This window comes from Palleronia sp. LCG004 (genome assembly GCF_032931615.1).
In the GTDB taxonomy this organism is placed as follows: Bacteria; Pseudomonadota; Alphaproteobacteria; order Rhodobacterales; family Rhodobacteraceae; genus Palleronia.
On the sequence record NZ_CP136762.1, the window covers coordinates 93677 to 107691 of the forward strand.

At 68.3% G+C, this 14015-nt stretch carries 14 protein-coding genes; 6 read left to right on the forward strand and 8 right to left on the reverse strand.

Annotation, left to right across the window (positions count from 1 at the left end):
- Window positions 1–153 precede the first annotated feature (153 nt).
- The 4 genes from RVY76_RS17735 to RVY76_RS17750 are packed head-to-tail and all read left to right on the forward strand — an operon-like array spanning window position 154 to window position 4766.
- A complete protein-coding gene (locus RVY76_RS17735; protein WP_317377545.1) occupies window positions 154–486 on the forward strand; it encodes a hypothetical protein in 333 nt (110 codons plus the stop codon).
- 28 nt (window positions 487–514) lie between these two features.
- Complete coding sequence (locus tag RVY76_RS17740; RefSeq protein ID WP_317377547.1) at window positions 515–1486, forward strand: TAXI family TRAP transporter solute-binding subunit; 972 nt, start codon at window positions 515–517, stop codon at window positions 1484–1486.
- Window positions 1483–3411, forward strand: a complete 1929-nt coding sequence (locus RVY76_RS17745) for a TRAP transporter fused permease subunit (protein ID WP_317377549.1) — start codon at window positions 1483–1485, stop codon at window positions 3409–3411. The genes RVY76_RS17740 and RVY76_RS17745 overlap by 4 nt, the downstream gene beginning before the upstream one ends.
- A complete protein-coding gene (locus tag RVY76_RS17750; RefSeq protein ID WP_317377551.1) occupies window positions 3408–4766 on the forward strand; it encodes an acyclic terpene utilization AtuA family protein in 1359 nt (452 codons plus the stop codon). The genes RVY76_RS17745 and RVY76_RS17750 overlap by 4 nt, the downstream gene beginning before the upstream one ends.
- A gap of 1 nt (window position 4767) precedes the next feature.
- On the opposite strand, the gene RVY76_RS17755 is transcribed toward RVY76_RS17750, so the two are convergent.
- Genes RVY76_RS17755 through RVY76_RS17790 form a run of 8 tightly spaced genes read right to left on the reverse strand, consistent with a single transcriptional unit; the run spans window position 4768 to window position 12032 of the window.
- Window positions 4768–6243 carry an aldehyde dehydrogenase family protein gene (locus RVY76_RS17755; protein ID WP_317377553.1) on the reverse strand — a complete coding sequence of 492 codons (1476 nt, stop codon included), beginning with the start codon at window positions 6241–6243 and terminating at the stop codon, window positions 4768–4770.
- A 16-nt stretch (window positions 6244–6259) separates the two neighbouring features.
- Window positions 6260–6973: an ABC transporter ATP-binding protein gene (locus RVY76_RS17760; protein WP_317377555.1), complete on the reverse strand. Its 714-nt coding sequence runs from the start codon at window positions 6971–6973 to the stop codon at window positions 6260–6262.
- Window positions 6963–7736: an ABC transporter ATP-binding protein gene (locus RVY76_RS17765; RefSeq protein WP_317377558.1), complete on the reverse strand. Its 774-nt coding sequence runs from the start codon at window positions 7734–7736 to the stop codon at window positions 6963–6965. The genes RVY76_RS17760 and RVY76_RS17765 overlap by 11 nt, the downstream gene beginning before the upstream one ends.
- Complete coding sequence (locus RVY76_RS17770; RefSeq protein WP_317377560.1) at window positions 7733–8689, reverse strand: branched-chain amino acid ABC transporter permease; 957 nt, start codon at window positions 8687–8689, stop codon at window positions 7733–7735. Before RVY76_RS17770 ends, RVY76_RS17765 begins: the two co-directional genes overlap by 4 nt.
- Window positions 8686–9549 carry a branched-chain amino acid ABC transporter permease gene (locus RVY76_RS17775; protein ID WP_317377562.1) on the reverse strand — a complete coding sequence of 288 codons (864 nt, stop codon included), beginning with the start codon at window positions 9547–9549 and terminating at the stop codon, window positions 8686–8688. The genes RVY76_RS17770 and RVY76_RS17775 overlap by 4 nt, the downstream gene beginning before the upstream one ends.
- Before the next feature lie 60 nt (window positions 9550–9609).
- Window positions 9610–10779: an ABC transporter substrate-binding protein gene (locus tag RVY76_RS17780; protein WP_317377564.1), complete on the reverse strand. Its 1170-nt coding sequence runs from the start codon at window positions 10777–10779 to the stop codon at window positions 9610–9612.
- Window positions 10780–10806: 27 nt separating this feature from the next.
- Window positions 10807–11664 carry an alpha/beta hydrolase gene (locus RVY76_RS17785; RefSeq protein ID WP_317377566.1) on the reverse strand — a complete coding sequence of 286 codons (858 nt, stop codon included), beginning with the start codon at window positions 11662–11664 and terminating at the stop codon, window positions 10807–10809.
- Window positions 11661–12032, reverse strand: a complete 372-nt coding sequence (locus RVY76_RS17790) for a hypothetical protein (RefSeq protein WP_317377568.1) — start codon at window positions 12030–12032, stop codon at window positions 11661–11663. Before RVY76_RS17790 ends, RVY76_RS17785 begins: the two co-directional genes overlap by 4 nt.
- Before the next feature lie 138 nt (window positions 12033–12170).
- Between RVY76_RS17790 and RVY76_RS17795 the strand changes: the two genes are divergently transcribed.
- Both RVY76_RS17795 and RVY76_RS17800 read left to right on the forward strand, forming a co-directional pair.
- A complete protein-coding gene (locus RVY76_RS17795) occupies window positions 12171–13130 on the forward strand; it encodes an SMP-30/gluconolactonase/LRE family protein (RefSeq protein WP_317377569.1) in 960 nt (319 codons plus the stop codon).
- 2 nt (window positions 13131–13132) lie between these two features.
- Window positions 13133–14014: an NAD(P)-dependent oxidoreductase gene (locus tag RVY76_RS17800; protein WP_317377571.1), complete on the forward strand. Its 882-nt coding sequence runs from the start codon at window positions 13133–13135 to the stop codon at window positions 14012–14014.
- Window position 14015 lies beyond the last annotated feature (1 nt).

The following is a 14015-nucleotide window of genomic DNA, read 5'->3' on the forward strand; positions in this document are numbered from 1 at the left end:
CGACCCGCCCATCCCGGCAGCCTCCTGACACCGCTGCGCCAAATCGGACTTGCAATCCGACGCCATCCGCTTAAAAACAGAACACATGAACCGACAGGCAGAACACCTAGACATGGTTTCACCTGAACACTCGACGAAGTGGACGGACGGGCGATGACCTTCGTGGAGCTGCACACGCTTGCGCACGGGCGATCCGGCGACAAGGGCAATCGCCAGAACATCTCGGTCATTCCCTACGACGCGGACGACTGGGATCATCTGGTCGAGCATGTGACCGAGGCCGCCGTCGCCCGCGCGTTCGCGCATCGCGGCGTGGGCCGCGTCCGCCGCTATCTTCTGCCGAATCTGCCGGCGATGAATTTCGTTCTCGACGACGCGCTCGAAGGCGGCGTCAATTCGGCCCTGTCGCTGGATACGCACGGCAAGTCGGCGTCGTTCCTGCTCCTTTCCATACCGATCCCGGTCAGGACGCAGCACGCCACGTAATGGGATCGGATCTCAGGGAGGACGTCACATGAACAACTTGATCAAGGCCGGGCTTTTGGTGGCCGCGAGCCTGTCACCCGCGCTGTCGCACGCGCAGACCGAGCGTCTCGCCATCGGCTCGACCGCATCCTCGTCCAGCCATTACGGCTATTTCGTCGCGGTGAGCCAGGTCATCAACAACCAGGTCGACGGCGTCGAGACCAACGTGGTTGAGACGGGCGCCACGCTCGACAACCTGCGCCGCCTTCAGCGCAATCAGGTCGATATGGGCCTCGTGACGACCAACGTGGCCTACGACGTCTATAACGGCGAAGGCGACTTCGAGGGCGCACCCTACGAGGGTCTCGTCCTCTGGGTCTACGGCGTGTCGCTCCAGAATGTCGTCGTGCGCGAGGACAGCGGCATCACCGAGCTTTCGGGCCTCGAAGGTGCCCGCTTCAATCCCGGCATCGTCGGCTCGGGCACCGAGGCGACGGCCGAGGCGGTCTTCTCCGCGCTGGAGATCGCGCCCGACTTCGTTCGCGGATCGACCGGCGACATCGTCGACCAGATCAAGGACAACCGCGTCACGGGCTACGTCAAGTCGAGCGCGGGCCAGAATCTCGACGCGTCCTCCATCGACATCTCGACCCTGACGCCGATCCGCGTTCTGGGCCTGACCGACGAACAGGCCGCCACCATCGAGGCCGAACTCCCGAGCCTCTCGATCGTGGACGTGGCCGATGGCGAGGCCGCCTCCGGCATTCCGGCCTATTCCACCTGGGCCTATGCCACCACGACGATGGCGCGTCCCGATCTGGACGAGGAAACCGCCTACCGGATCACCAAGGCCATCTGCGAGGACGAGACCGTCCAGGCGGCCGCCTTCGCCGGTCTCAAGGGGTCCGACATTCCCCAGATGACGATGGAGCTCTCGACCTCGCCCCTGCATCCCGGCGCGATCCGCTATTACGAAGAAATCGGCGTCGAAGTGCCCGATCGCCTGCGTCCGGCCGAATGAGCATCCGGGACGAAAACGCCGCGGGTGAGCCCGAAGCTCACCCCGGTTCGAGCCTTCACGTCGCCCTTCGCAACGGATTGTCGCTGGCGACGGGCTGCTTCATCCTCTGGACGGCCCTTTCGGGGCCGTTCGACGCCCTCGTGCAGCGATCCGTCATGCTGGCGCTGGTCCTCACGCTGGGCTTCCTGACATTCCCGATCCGGGTGAACGGACGCACGCCGATCTGGGCGATGGCGCTCGACGCCGTGCTCTGGGCCGGCTCGCTCGCCGCCTGCATCTACGTGGCCGTGACCGCGCCCACGATCATGACGACGCTGCCGCTGGCCACGAATACCGACATCGCGCTGGCCGTGGTCCTTGTCCTCGCGATCATGGAGCTGTCGCGCCGTGCCGTCGGGCTGGCATTCCCCATCCTCATCCTCGTGGGCATCGCCTACGTCTTCTACGGCCATCTGATCGAGGGCCGTCTCGGCCATCGCGGCTACGACATCCGCTTCGTCACCGAAACGCTGCTCCTGTCGGATATCGGCGTCTGGGGCACCCTGACCGGGATCGCCGCGACGATGATCGCGGCCTTCGTGCTCTTCGGGGCCATGCTGCTGCGCTCGGGCGGGGGCGAGACCTTCATGGACCTCGCCATCCTCGTCTCGGGCCGCCGGGTCGGCGGCGCGGCCAAGATCGCCACGATCGCCTCGGCCTCCTTCGGCACGGTCAACGGCAGCGCCGTGGCCAATGTCGCGACCACCGGCGCGATGACCATCCCGCTGATGAAGCGGATCGGATATCCCGCCCCCCTCGCCGCCGCGGTCGAGGCCGTCGCATCGACCGGCGGGCAGATCACGCCCCCCATCCTGGGGGCCGCCGCCTTCATCATGGCCGAGATCGTCGGCGTCGATTACCTGCGCGTCGCACTCGCCGCGCTGATCCCCGCCGCGCTGTTCTATTACGGCGCGCTCACGACGATCCACCTGATCGCCCTGCGCAACAATTACGGCATCGTCCCCGAGGACGAGATCCCCGCGGCCCGCGATGTCCTGACCCCCCTGCGGCTGCTTCCGATCATCGGCGGCATCGGCGGGCTGATGTGGATGCTGGTCGATGGCCGCTCGGTGGCCTACGCGGCCGGGATCGGGATCATCGGGATGCTGCTGCCCTTCATCGTGGGCGACCTCTTCGTCAACCGCGACCCGAGACGCACGGCGGGCAGGCTCGTCGCCGGGCTGACCGAGGCCGGATCGGGCATCGTCATCGTCTTCGTCATGCTGGCGGGCGCGCAGATCCTCGTCAGCCTCGTGAACCTCACGGGCGTCGGCGTCACCATCTCGTCGCTGACGGTCGCGCTCGGCGGCCAGTCGATGATCCTCGTCGGGCTCATCGTGGCGGCGGCCTGCCTGATCCTCGGCATGGGCATTCCCACCACCGCCGCCTACGTGCTGGTCGCCGCCGTCATGGCCCCGGCGCTGATCGAGATCGCGATCGAACCGCTGGCCGCGCACATGTTCGTCTTCTACTTCGCGACGATCTCGGTCATCACGCCACCGCTCTGCGTGGCGGTCTTCGTCGCGGCGTCGATCGCGGGCACGCCGTGGTTCGGCGTGGCGCTGAACGCCGTGCGGCTCGGGGCGGTGACCTACGTGGTGCCCTTCATGTTCCTGACCTATCCCGGAATGCTCTGGTCCGGCACCGGCTTCCAGATCGCCGAGGCCGCGTTTTCCGGGTTCGTCCTGGTCACGGCCTTCTCGCTTCTGCTGTCGGGCACCAAGATACGCGGATCGCGGTGGGCATCCGTCGCGCTCTACGCCCCTGCCGCGGCGCTGGCCGTCTGGCCGTCGCATCTGGCGCTTGCCGCGGCGACCCTGCTGACCGTGACGGGGATGGTGCTGGGGCGGCCCTTCCGGCCCCGCCCCGGGGGGATCTCCGCATGACGGAGCCGTGCCTCATCGGGTCGGGCGCGGGCTTCTCGGGCGACCGGGTCGATGCGGCGATCCCGGTCGTGGCCGAGATCGCCGAACGCGGCGGCGGAACGATCATCTTCGAGACCATCGGCGAGCGGACGCTCGCCCTCGGTCAGCTCGCCCGCGGCAGCGATCCCGATGCCGGGTTCGAGCCGTTGCTGGCGCAGATGCTCGGCCCCATCCTCGCGCCCTGCCTGAAGGGGAACGTCACCATCGTCGGCAATTTCGGCTGCGCCAATCCGCCGGCCGCCGCGCGGGCCATCGCGGCCATGGCCGCCGAACAGGGCCTGCCGAACCCGCGCATCGCCATCGTCCACGGCGACGACATCCGCGACGCCTTCGACCCCGCCAAGGCCGAGCCCTGGCCCGAGGACGGCGCGCTGCCGCCCCCTCCGGGGCCGCTCGTCTCGGCCAACGCCTATACCGGCGCGCACGAGGTGGCCGCCGCCATCCGCGCGGGCGCGCAGATCGTCGTGGCCGGTCGCATCGCCGATCCGGCACTGGTCCTGGGGCCGTTGGTGGCGCATCACGGCTGGGACTGGGACGATCTCGATCTCTGCGCGGCAGGCACGCTGGCGGGCCATCTGCTCGAATGCGGCAGCCAGGTTTCGGGCGGGTATTTCGCCGATCCGCCCCGCAAGCCCGTTCCCGGCATGGCCCGGATCGGCTTTCCGATCGGACGGATCGAGGCCGACGGCACGATCGAGATCTTCAAGCCCGCGGGCACCGGCGGCCGCATCGACCGCGCCACGGTCACCGAACAGCTCCTCTACGAGGTGCACGATCCCGCAGCCTACGTGACGCCCGACGTCACGCTCGACATCACCGGCGTCCGCATCGAGGAGACCGGCCCCGACCGCGTCAGGGTGTCGGGCGCGCGGGGCCATCCCCGCCCCGGCATGCTGAAGGCGACGCTTGGCTATCACGGCGACTGGCTGGGCGAGGCCGAGATCTCCTATGCGGGGCCGGGATGCCTCGAGCGGGCAAAGCTCGCCGCCGCGACGCTGACCGAACGCCTCGCCATTCGCGGGCTCGGCGATCTGCCGCGCCGGATCGACATGATCGGCGTCAGCTCCAGCTTCGACGACGATGGCGGATCGCTCTGGCGCGATGCCGACCTGCCGGCCCCGGACGTGCGGATCCGCCTCGCCGTCCGCGCCCCGCAGAAGGCGCAGGCCGACGGCGCGGTGCAGGAGGTGCTCGCCCTTTATTGCTGCGGCCCCGCCGGCGGCGGCGGCGTCAGGACGAGGGTCGCACGGCGGGTCGAAACCCGCTCGTGCCTCGTCCCCCGGTCGATCGTGACCGAGGGCTTCGCCTTCCTCTGACCTACAGCGCCCAGTAGAGGCTCTTGGGCTGCTGGTAGGCCCGCATGCCCTGGATGCCCTTCTCGCGGCCGAACCCCGACAGCTTGAACCCGCCGAACGACGCGGCGATCGAAAGCTGCTTGTAGGTGTTGATCCAGACCGTGCCCGCCTGCAGCTTGCGCGCGACCCGCCATGCCTTGCGGTAATCCGCGGTCCAGAGACCGGCCGCGAGGCCATAGACGCTGTCATTCGCGTCCTGGACCAGCTGCGCCTCGTCCTCGAAGGTCATGAAGCACAGGACCGGACCGAAGATCTCCTCCTGCGCGATGTCGGCCGAGTTGTCGATCCCGCCGATGATCGTCGGCAGGTAATAGGCCCCGTCGCGGAACGCGTCGCCCTCGGGCCGCGCGCCGCCCAGCACGACCTCGCCCCCCGCATCCCGCCCGCGCTGGACGAAGGATTCGATCCGGTCGCGATGCGCGAAGGATGCAAGCGGCCCCAGCACGCTGTCGGGATCGCTGGGCGGCCCGACCCGCATGGCCTCTGCGGCGGCGATCAGCCGCTCGCGGAACGCATCGGCGACCGAGCTCTCGACGAACAGCCGCGATCCCGCGACGCAGCTCTGGCCCGTCCCGCCGAAGATGCCCGATGCGACGGACTTGGCCGCCGCGTCCAGATCGGCATCGGCAAAGACCACGTGCGGCGACTTGCCCCCGAGCTCCAGGATCATGGGCACCAGCCGGTCGGACGCGCCCCGCGCGATGCTCTGCCCCGTCGAGGTGCCGCCGGTGAAGCTGATCATGCCGATGCCCGGATCCTCGACCAGAGCCACGGCCGTCTCGACGCCCCCCGCCACGACCGACAGAAGCCCGTCGGGCAGTCCGGCCGCCACCACGCATTGACCCAGCGCGATGGACACGAACGACGTCGTCTCGGCCGCCTTCAGGACGACCGCATTGCCCGCGGCAAGCGCCGGCGCGATCTTCTGCGCGCCCATCGTCAGGGGCGAATTCCAGGGCGTCAGCGCCGCGACGACGCCCACCGGCTCGTGGACCGTCATCGTGAAATAATCGCCCCGCGCGGGCGGCATCGTGTCCTCGGCCGCCTCGCAGACGGCGGCGTAATACCTGAAGATCCCCGCCGCCGCATTGGCCTGCGCCAGGCTCTCGGCCCGCGTCTTGCCGTTCTCGCGCATCTGGAGCGAGGCGAGATGGTCGGCCTGCCGCTCGATCTCGGTTGCGGCACGGCCGAGGATCGCCGCCCGCATGTGGGGTTGCAGCCCGGCCCAGCCCGTCTGCTCGAGCGCCCTGCCCGCCGCCGCGATCGTGCGGGCCACCTGCGCGGGGCCGGCGGTCGAGACCCGCCCGATCAGGCTGCCATCGGCCGGGTTGACGACGTCGAGCACGTCTCCGTCGCCCGGAACCGGATGCCCGCCGATCAGAAGCGGCTCCACCCGGTCCGGGGATGGCTCGCACAGGGTCAGCTCCTGCTGTTTCATGAAGTGGGTCCTCTTCTCATGTTCCAAGATAGGCGCTGCGGATCTCGGGGCTGTCGAGCAGCTCCCGCCCCGTTCCGGTCATCGTCACGCGCCCGGTTTCCAGCACGATGCCGCGTTCGGCGAGCGACAGCGCCATGTTCGCATTCTGCTCGACCAGCAGCACGGTGACGCCCAGGTCGCGGTTGATCTCGGTGATGATCCGCCCGAGTTCGGCCACGATGATCGGCGCGATCCCCAGCGACGGCTCGTCCAGCAGCAGCACCTTCGGCTGCGCCATCAGCGCGCGCCCGATCGCCGCCATCTGCTGCTCCCCGCCCGACAGCGACCCCGCCATCTGGCGGCGTCGCTCCTTCAGCCGGGGAAAGAACCCGTAGACCCGGTCGAGCATCGTCTTGCGCGCCTTGGCGTCCGAGACCGTGTAGGCCCCCATCAGCAGGTTTTCCTCGACGCCGAGCCGCGCGAACAGGCGGCGGCCCTCGGGCGACATCGCCACGCCGTGCTTCAGCGCGTCACCCGGCCTCGGCGCGATCTGCGCGCCGCCGACCTCGATCGTGCCCGCGCTCGGGACGACGAGGCCGGTGATGGCCTTCAGCACCGTGCTCTTGCCCGCGCCGTTCGATCCGACCATGGCCGCGATCTGCCCGCCATCCACGTCGAAGCTCACGTCGTGGAGCGCCTCGACCGGGCCGTAGGACACGCTGAGATTCCGGATCTTGAGATCACTCGACATGTTCGGCCCCCAGATAGGCTTCGATGACCTTCGGGTCGTTCTGCATCTGCGAGGGCGTGCCCTCGGCGATCTTCTCGCCGTGATCCAGCACCGCGATGTGATCGCAGACCCGCATGATCAGGCGCATGTGATGCTCCACGATCAGGATCGACAGGCCGAAGCGGCTCCGCAACGTGCCCAGGATCGTCGCGAAGCGGTCCACCTCCTCGGGGTTCAGGCCCGCCGCAGGCTCGTCGAGCAGCAGAAGATCCGGCCGCGTGGCCAGTCCGATCGCCACGCCGAGCCGCTTCTGGTGGCCATAGGCCAGCGTTCCCGCAAGGCGGTCGGCATGGTCGGTCAGGTCCAGCGCGTCCATCGCCTCCTCGACCGTGCCCGCGGCCGCGGCTTCGGCCCGCTTTGCGGCCGCCCCGCCGAACAGCGTCTGCAGCGGTCCCACCCGGTGACGCAGCAGCGCCGATCGCAGGATGTTCTCGCGCACCGTCGCGGCGGGAAACGTGGTCGCGGACTGGAACGTCCGCGCGAGCCCGCGCTCGACCAGCTTGTGCGGCTGCAACCCGGTCGTGTCCTCGCCCTTGAAAACGACCTGTCCCGACGTCGCCGAAAGCGTCCCGGTGATCAGGTTGAAGCACGTGGTCTTTCCCGCGCCGTTGGGCCCGATCAGCCCGGTGATCTGGCCCTCCCCGGCGCGCAGATCGACATTCGACAGCGCCGTGAGCCCGCCGAACCGCTTGCCCAGCCCTTTCAGTTCCAGGATCGTGCTCATGTCCGACCTCCCATCCGCAGGATGCGACCGGGCAGCGATGTCAGCCCCCCGGGAAGGAACCGCAGGATCAGGATCAGCACGACGCCGTAGATGATGTGCTGGTATTCCTGGGCTCCGCGCAGAAATTCCGGAAGCGGCGTCAGGATGATCGCGCCGACCAGCGGTCCCGCCAGGATCAGCCTGCCGCCCGCGACCAGGAGGATCACGTACGAGACCGACAGTTGGAAGGCGAAGGTCTCGGGCGAGATGAAGCCAATGTAATGGGCCATGATCGCGCCGGTGAACCCGGCGATCCCGCTTCCCAGTGCAAAGGCCAGGTTCTGCGTCCGCGCCGCCGGGATCCCCGAGGATTCCGCCAGGTCGTGGTTCTCCTCCACGGCCGCGAACCGACGCCCGAGCGGCCCACGACGGATGACGAAAAGCAGCGCAAAGACCACCGCCAGCATCGCGAGGGTGAAGACATAGACGTCCGACTGCGCCGTCAGCCGCAGGCCGAAAAGGCTGATCTTCGGGATGCCCGCGATCCCGCTCGACCCGCCCGAGACCGACGGGAATTCCAGCATGACCAGCCGGAACAGCTCGTTCAGGGCGAATGTGATCAGCACGAAATAGACGCCTCGCAACCTCAGCAGCGGCGTGCCGATCGCGAAGGCGATCGCCCCCGCGACCGCCGCCGCCGCCGGCATGGCCAGCACGAAGGGCAGACCCAGCTTGGTCACCATGATGACCGACGCATAGGCGCCGATCCCCACGAAGGCCCCGTGCGCCAGCGACAGCTGGCCGACCCATGCGATCGTGGCGAGACCCGCCGTCGCCATCGCGGCGAGGCAGACCATGATCCCCACATGGAAGTGAAAGGCGCTTCCGGTCAGCCACGGCACGAGGGCCACCAGGACGACCGCGAGGCCGAAGACCGCCCCCGTCGCCCCGCCGTTCGGGATGTCGCGGCTCATGCCTCACCTCGCCCGAGAATGCCCGACGGCCGCACCAGCAGGACCAGGACGACCAGCGCGAAGGTCAGGATGTCGGCCGCGGCCGCGCTCACGAAGGAGGTGGTGAAGCTCTCGATCAGCCCCAGCAGCATCGCGGCCAGTGCCGCCCCGGGGATCGAGCCGAGCCCGCCCAGGATCACCACGATGAACGCCTTGAGAAGCGGCGTCGCCCCGATGAACGGCGACACCCCGAAGAGCGGCGCCATCAGCCCGCCCGCGACGGCGGCCAGCGCCACCCCGATCCCGAGCCCGAGCGGATACATGATCTCGAGCCTCACACCGTAGAGCGCTGCGACCTCCTGATCCTGCACCAGCGCCCGCAGCCCGCGCCCGAAGCGCGTATGCATCAGCATCAGGTAGAACCCGAAGAGGATCACCACCCCGACCGCCAGCGTCAGCGCGCGGGATTTCGGCACGATGAGCTCGCCCAGCCGATAGACGCCCGAGGCCATCGACGGAAACGCCTGCGGATCGGGTCCGAAGAGGATCAGGATGCCGTTCTGCAGGATCAGCGCCAGCCCCAGCGACGCGATCATCCCCGACAGCTCGTCCGATCGGAACGGCCGGAAGACCACGCGCTCGACCAGCACGCCCAGCAGGATCGCGACGACGACCGTCAGCGCCAGCGTCACCGGATAGGGCAGCCCCAGCCACGTGACCCCGATCAGCGCCATGAACGCGCCGATCATGTAGAATTCGCCATGGGCGAAGTTGACGATCCGCATCACGCCGAAGACCAGCGTGAAGCCGATGGCCATCATCAGGTACAAGGTACCTAGGATGACGCCGTTGATGAGGGATTGGGCGATGAGAAAGCTCATCTGTGGTACCTTTCGAAAGGTCCCCGCGCGGACGACCCGCCCGCGCGGGGACGGGTCAGATCACTCGCATCCGTCGGTCGTGCAGGATGCGACGATGGTTTCCTGACCACCTTCGACACGGGCGATGTAGAACGGGGAATCGAGCTGATGCGCGATCCCGTAGGCCTCCTCGCCCGTCCAGTTGAGCGTCCCGAGCACGCCCTCGTAATCGGTCATGTTCTCGAGCGCGGTCTTCACGGCCATCGTGTCGTCGACCGTCCCCGCCTCCGAGATCGCGGCGAGCAGCATCTTGGTGCCGTCGTAGAAGAACGGCGAGAACCCGTTCATCTGGCCGTTATACGTCTCGGTATAGCGCTGCTCGTAGGCGGCGGCCGACTCGATCTCGGGGTTGAAGGCCGAATGGACGAACATGCCCTCGGTCGCGGCCTCTCCGGCCACGTTGATGATCTCCTGCGTGGCCGGCCCGCCGGTCCGCACGATGATCCCGTCGAAGCCGATGTCGCGCGCCTGCTGCACGATCTGGCCCGCCGTGACCGGCGAATTGCCGTCGAGCTCGATCGCATCGACGCCCTGCGACAGGATCCGCGTCAGCAGCGGCACGAAATCGACCCGGTCGCGTTCGAAGAATTCCCGCACGGTCAGCTCGGCACCCGCATTCGCATAGGCTTCCGAGATGTCGTCGGCGATCGCCTCGCCGGTCTCGTCGTTGGGAAACAGCGCGCCGACGGTCTTGATGCCCTGGTTCTCGACGATCCAGTCGATCTGCGGCTGCGCCACCTCGCCGGTCGTGGGATTGGGCCGGAAGGTATAGGGCTTGTCGGCCGACAGCGCCTGGTTGGTGAAGCCCAGCGTCATCGTGATGACGCCTTCCTGCTCGGTGATCGGCTGGATCGCGAGGATCGGGGCCGACCCCACCGTGCCGATGATGTATTTCACCCCGTCCTCGTAGACGAGCCGGTTGGCGGCGGTGACGGCCTCGTTGGCCTTGTAATTGTCGTCATAGGCGATGACCTCGACCCGGTACTTCGTACCGCCCACGTCGAGCCCGCCCTCCTCGTTGGCGTCCTCGGCGGCCATCTGCGCCGCGTGCAGCATGCCGTTGCCCCAGCTGGCCCCCGCGCCCGACTGGGTGACGAGCGCCCCGATCTTGAGCACCTCGTCCTGGGCCAGAGCCCCTCCCGCCGTCAGTGCCGTGATCGCCGCGGCACCCAGCAAACATCTCTTGATCATGTCGTTTCCTCCCGGTTTGTCGTCTCGTCACGCAGGGTCCCGCGTCGCGATCCCGTCGAGGATCGGTCGCAGGTATCCGGCGAATTGCTCGTAATTCTCGCTCATCGGGAAATGGCCCAGACGGCTCATCACCCGGACCTCGCAGCCCTCGATCGCGGCCGCCGTCGCCAGCGTGTCGCGCGGCAGGCACGAAAAGTCGTATTCCCCCGTCAGCAGCCACAGCGGACAGCGCGTCGTGTCGATCCGCGCGATCGTGTCGCGCAGGTCCCCGTCGACGCGGTAGAACCACAGATCCCCTTTGAAGATGCCGGGGCCGGACTGCATGTAATGCCACAGCGTCTCGTGCCGGTCGGCCGGCGGCCCGCCGGGCGCGATCAGCCCCGAGATCAGCGCGGCGCAGATCTCGCCGCCATGGATGTCGGGGCGGTGCAGCCAGTCGGTATCGTACCAGGGGTCCTGCCAGGCCGCGGCCTGCGCGCCGATCAGGCCGCGAAACCGGTCGGGATGATCCGCCGCCAGCTGCAACACGATCCGGCCGCCGATCGAACAGCCCAGGATCACCGGCCGGTCGAGCTCCAGCGCCTCCGAAACGGCCAGGATCGTGGCCACGTAGCTTTCCGTCGACAGGCGGTATTCCTCGTCCTGCCAGCCTTCCGGCGGGCTCGACTTGCCGTGCCACGGCAGATCGAAGGCGATCACGCGAAACCGGTCGGTGACGCCGTCGTCCAGCATCAGGTCGCGGTACTGGCGCGCATCGGCCCCCGCGGTGTGCAGGCACAGAAGCGGGATCCCCTGCCCCGCCTCCTCGACATGGACGCGGTGCTCCCGCCCCCCGATCCCGAGCCTCAGATACCGCCCCGTGACCGGATCGAAGCGCGGGCTCATCGCGCGGCCCGCGGCAGGGCGAGGATGTCCTTCACCACCTGCAGATGCCGCATGAACGGCAGGAAGTTCCCCTCGATCGCCAGCCGGCCCGCGCGCCGCATCCCGAAGATGTCGGCCGCATCGACGGGCGGCACGGCCTGCCAGTGATCCAGCCAGACCCGCGCATCCCCCCGCAGCGCGATGTCCCATCCGGGCATCGGGCCTTCGGGCCTGCTCACGCCCAGCTTCCGGTCCGCCAGACCGAGGATCCATCCGCTGCCGCCCCCTTCGAGGAGGAGCCGGACGGCCGCGTGCCTGCTCCGCTCCACCAGCCGGGCATCCGCCGCGAACAGCTTCGGAAGATCGGCAATGGCAGCGTCGAGGGTCAATCGCTCGGTCTCTCTGATAGAACAGTTGATCCTCTTGTTAGAACATCGTAAATGCTCTAGCAAGAGTTTTGATCCGCTCTCCTGCCCGGCCCGCACCGCGCAGGCGGCACCCAGGGATCGTTTCGGGGGGGAAGATTGATGACCACGGACCAAACACCGCGTCTCGACATGGACCAGGTCTCGCGACTGGGCCGGGGGCTCTATCGCCCCGAATCCGTTCATGTCCTGTCGGACGACCTGCTGGCCGCGTCGCATCGCGGGCGCGGCGTCAGCCTCGTCCACGCGGATGGCAGCGTGCGCATTCTCGGCCCGGCCGATCCCCGCCCCGGCGGAGAGGAGCTGATCCCCAACGGGATCGCGCCGCTGCCCGATGGCGGCTTCCTCATCGCCAATATCGGCGAAGGCGGCGGCCTCTGGCACCTCTCCCCCGAGGGGGATCTCACGCCGCACCTGATGGAGGTCGACGGCGTCTTCCTGTCGGCCACGAACTTCGTCATGACGGATGCGGCGGGGCGGCTCTTCATCACCGTCAGCACGGTCAGCCGTCCGCGCTTCGCGGCCTATACCGACAAGGTGGCCGACGGGCTGATCATCGTGGTGGACGATGACGGCCCCCGCATCATCGCCGACGACATCTGCTTCGCGAACGAATGCCGCCTGACGCCCGACGGGGCGGGCCTCGTCGTGGCCGAGACGTTCTCGCGCCGGATCACCCGCTTCGATTTCGACGGACGGCAACTCACCAACCGCACGACGGTGGCACAGTTCGGCCGCGGCGACTTTCCCGACGGGATCCGCTACGACCGCGACGGATATCTCTGGGTCACCTGCATCGTGGCCAACAGGCTCTGGCGCGTGTCGCCCGACGGCACCGTCGATCTCATCCTCGAGGATTGCGACCCCGCCCATGTCGACACGGTCGAGACGGCGCTGGCCGAGGGGCGCATGGGGCGCGAACATTTCTACGAATGCGGCGACAGCCTGCTGGGCAACATCGCGAGCATCGATTTCTCGCGCGACGGCGAGACGGCCTATCTCGGCTCGCTCTGCGGCACCTCGCTGCTGTCGTTCCAGACCCGCCTGACAAAGGAACAGTGAACATGTCCAACCAGATCCTCGGGTTCGCCGGTCTCGGCGTGATGGGAGAGCCCATCTGCGCCAACCTGCTGAAGAAATCCGGTGCCGAAATGCGGGTCTTCGATCCGAACCCGGCCCCCGTCGAACGCCTCGTCGCGATGGGCGCGACGGCGGCCGACAGCCTCGCCGCCCTCGCGGCGGGCGTCGACATCCTCTTCCTGTCGCTTCCGGGCGGCCCGCAGGTGGAACAGGTGATCCGCGGTGCGGACGGCGTGCTGGCACATGGCCGCGAGGGCCTGCTCGTCGTCGACATGTCCACCGCCCCCGTCAGCCTCACCCGCGAGATCGGCGAGGAGCTGGCGGCCAGGGGCATCCGCTTCGCCGATGCGCCGGTCGCGCGCACCCGGCAGGCCGCCATCGACGGCACCCTGTCGATCATGGTCGGCGGCCCGGACGACGTGTTCGACACCCTCCGCCCCCTGCTCGGCCACGCGGCGAGCGACGTGACCCATTGCGGCGATGTCGGTTGCGGCCAGGTGGTCAAGATCCTCAACAACATGGTCCTCTTCGAGACCGTCGTCGCCCTCTCCGAAGCGCTCAGCCTCGGGCGCGCAGCTGGCGTGGACCCCGCGCTGCTCTTCGACACGCTCTCCAAGGGATCGGCCGACAGCTTCGCTCTGCGCAACCACGGCATGAAGGCGATGCTGCCCGACACGTTCCCCGAACATGCCTTCCCCACCGATTACGCGCTCAAGGACGTAAGCTACGCGCTCGACCTGGCCGAATTCACCGGCTTCCGCGCCCCCGGGGCCGAGCTTGCGAAGGCCCGTATGGAAAAAGCGCAGGCGGCGGGCTATTCGTCCGAGTACTTCCCCGTTCTCGCACGCATGACCGACCGGAGCTGAC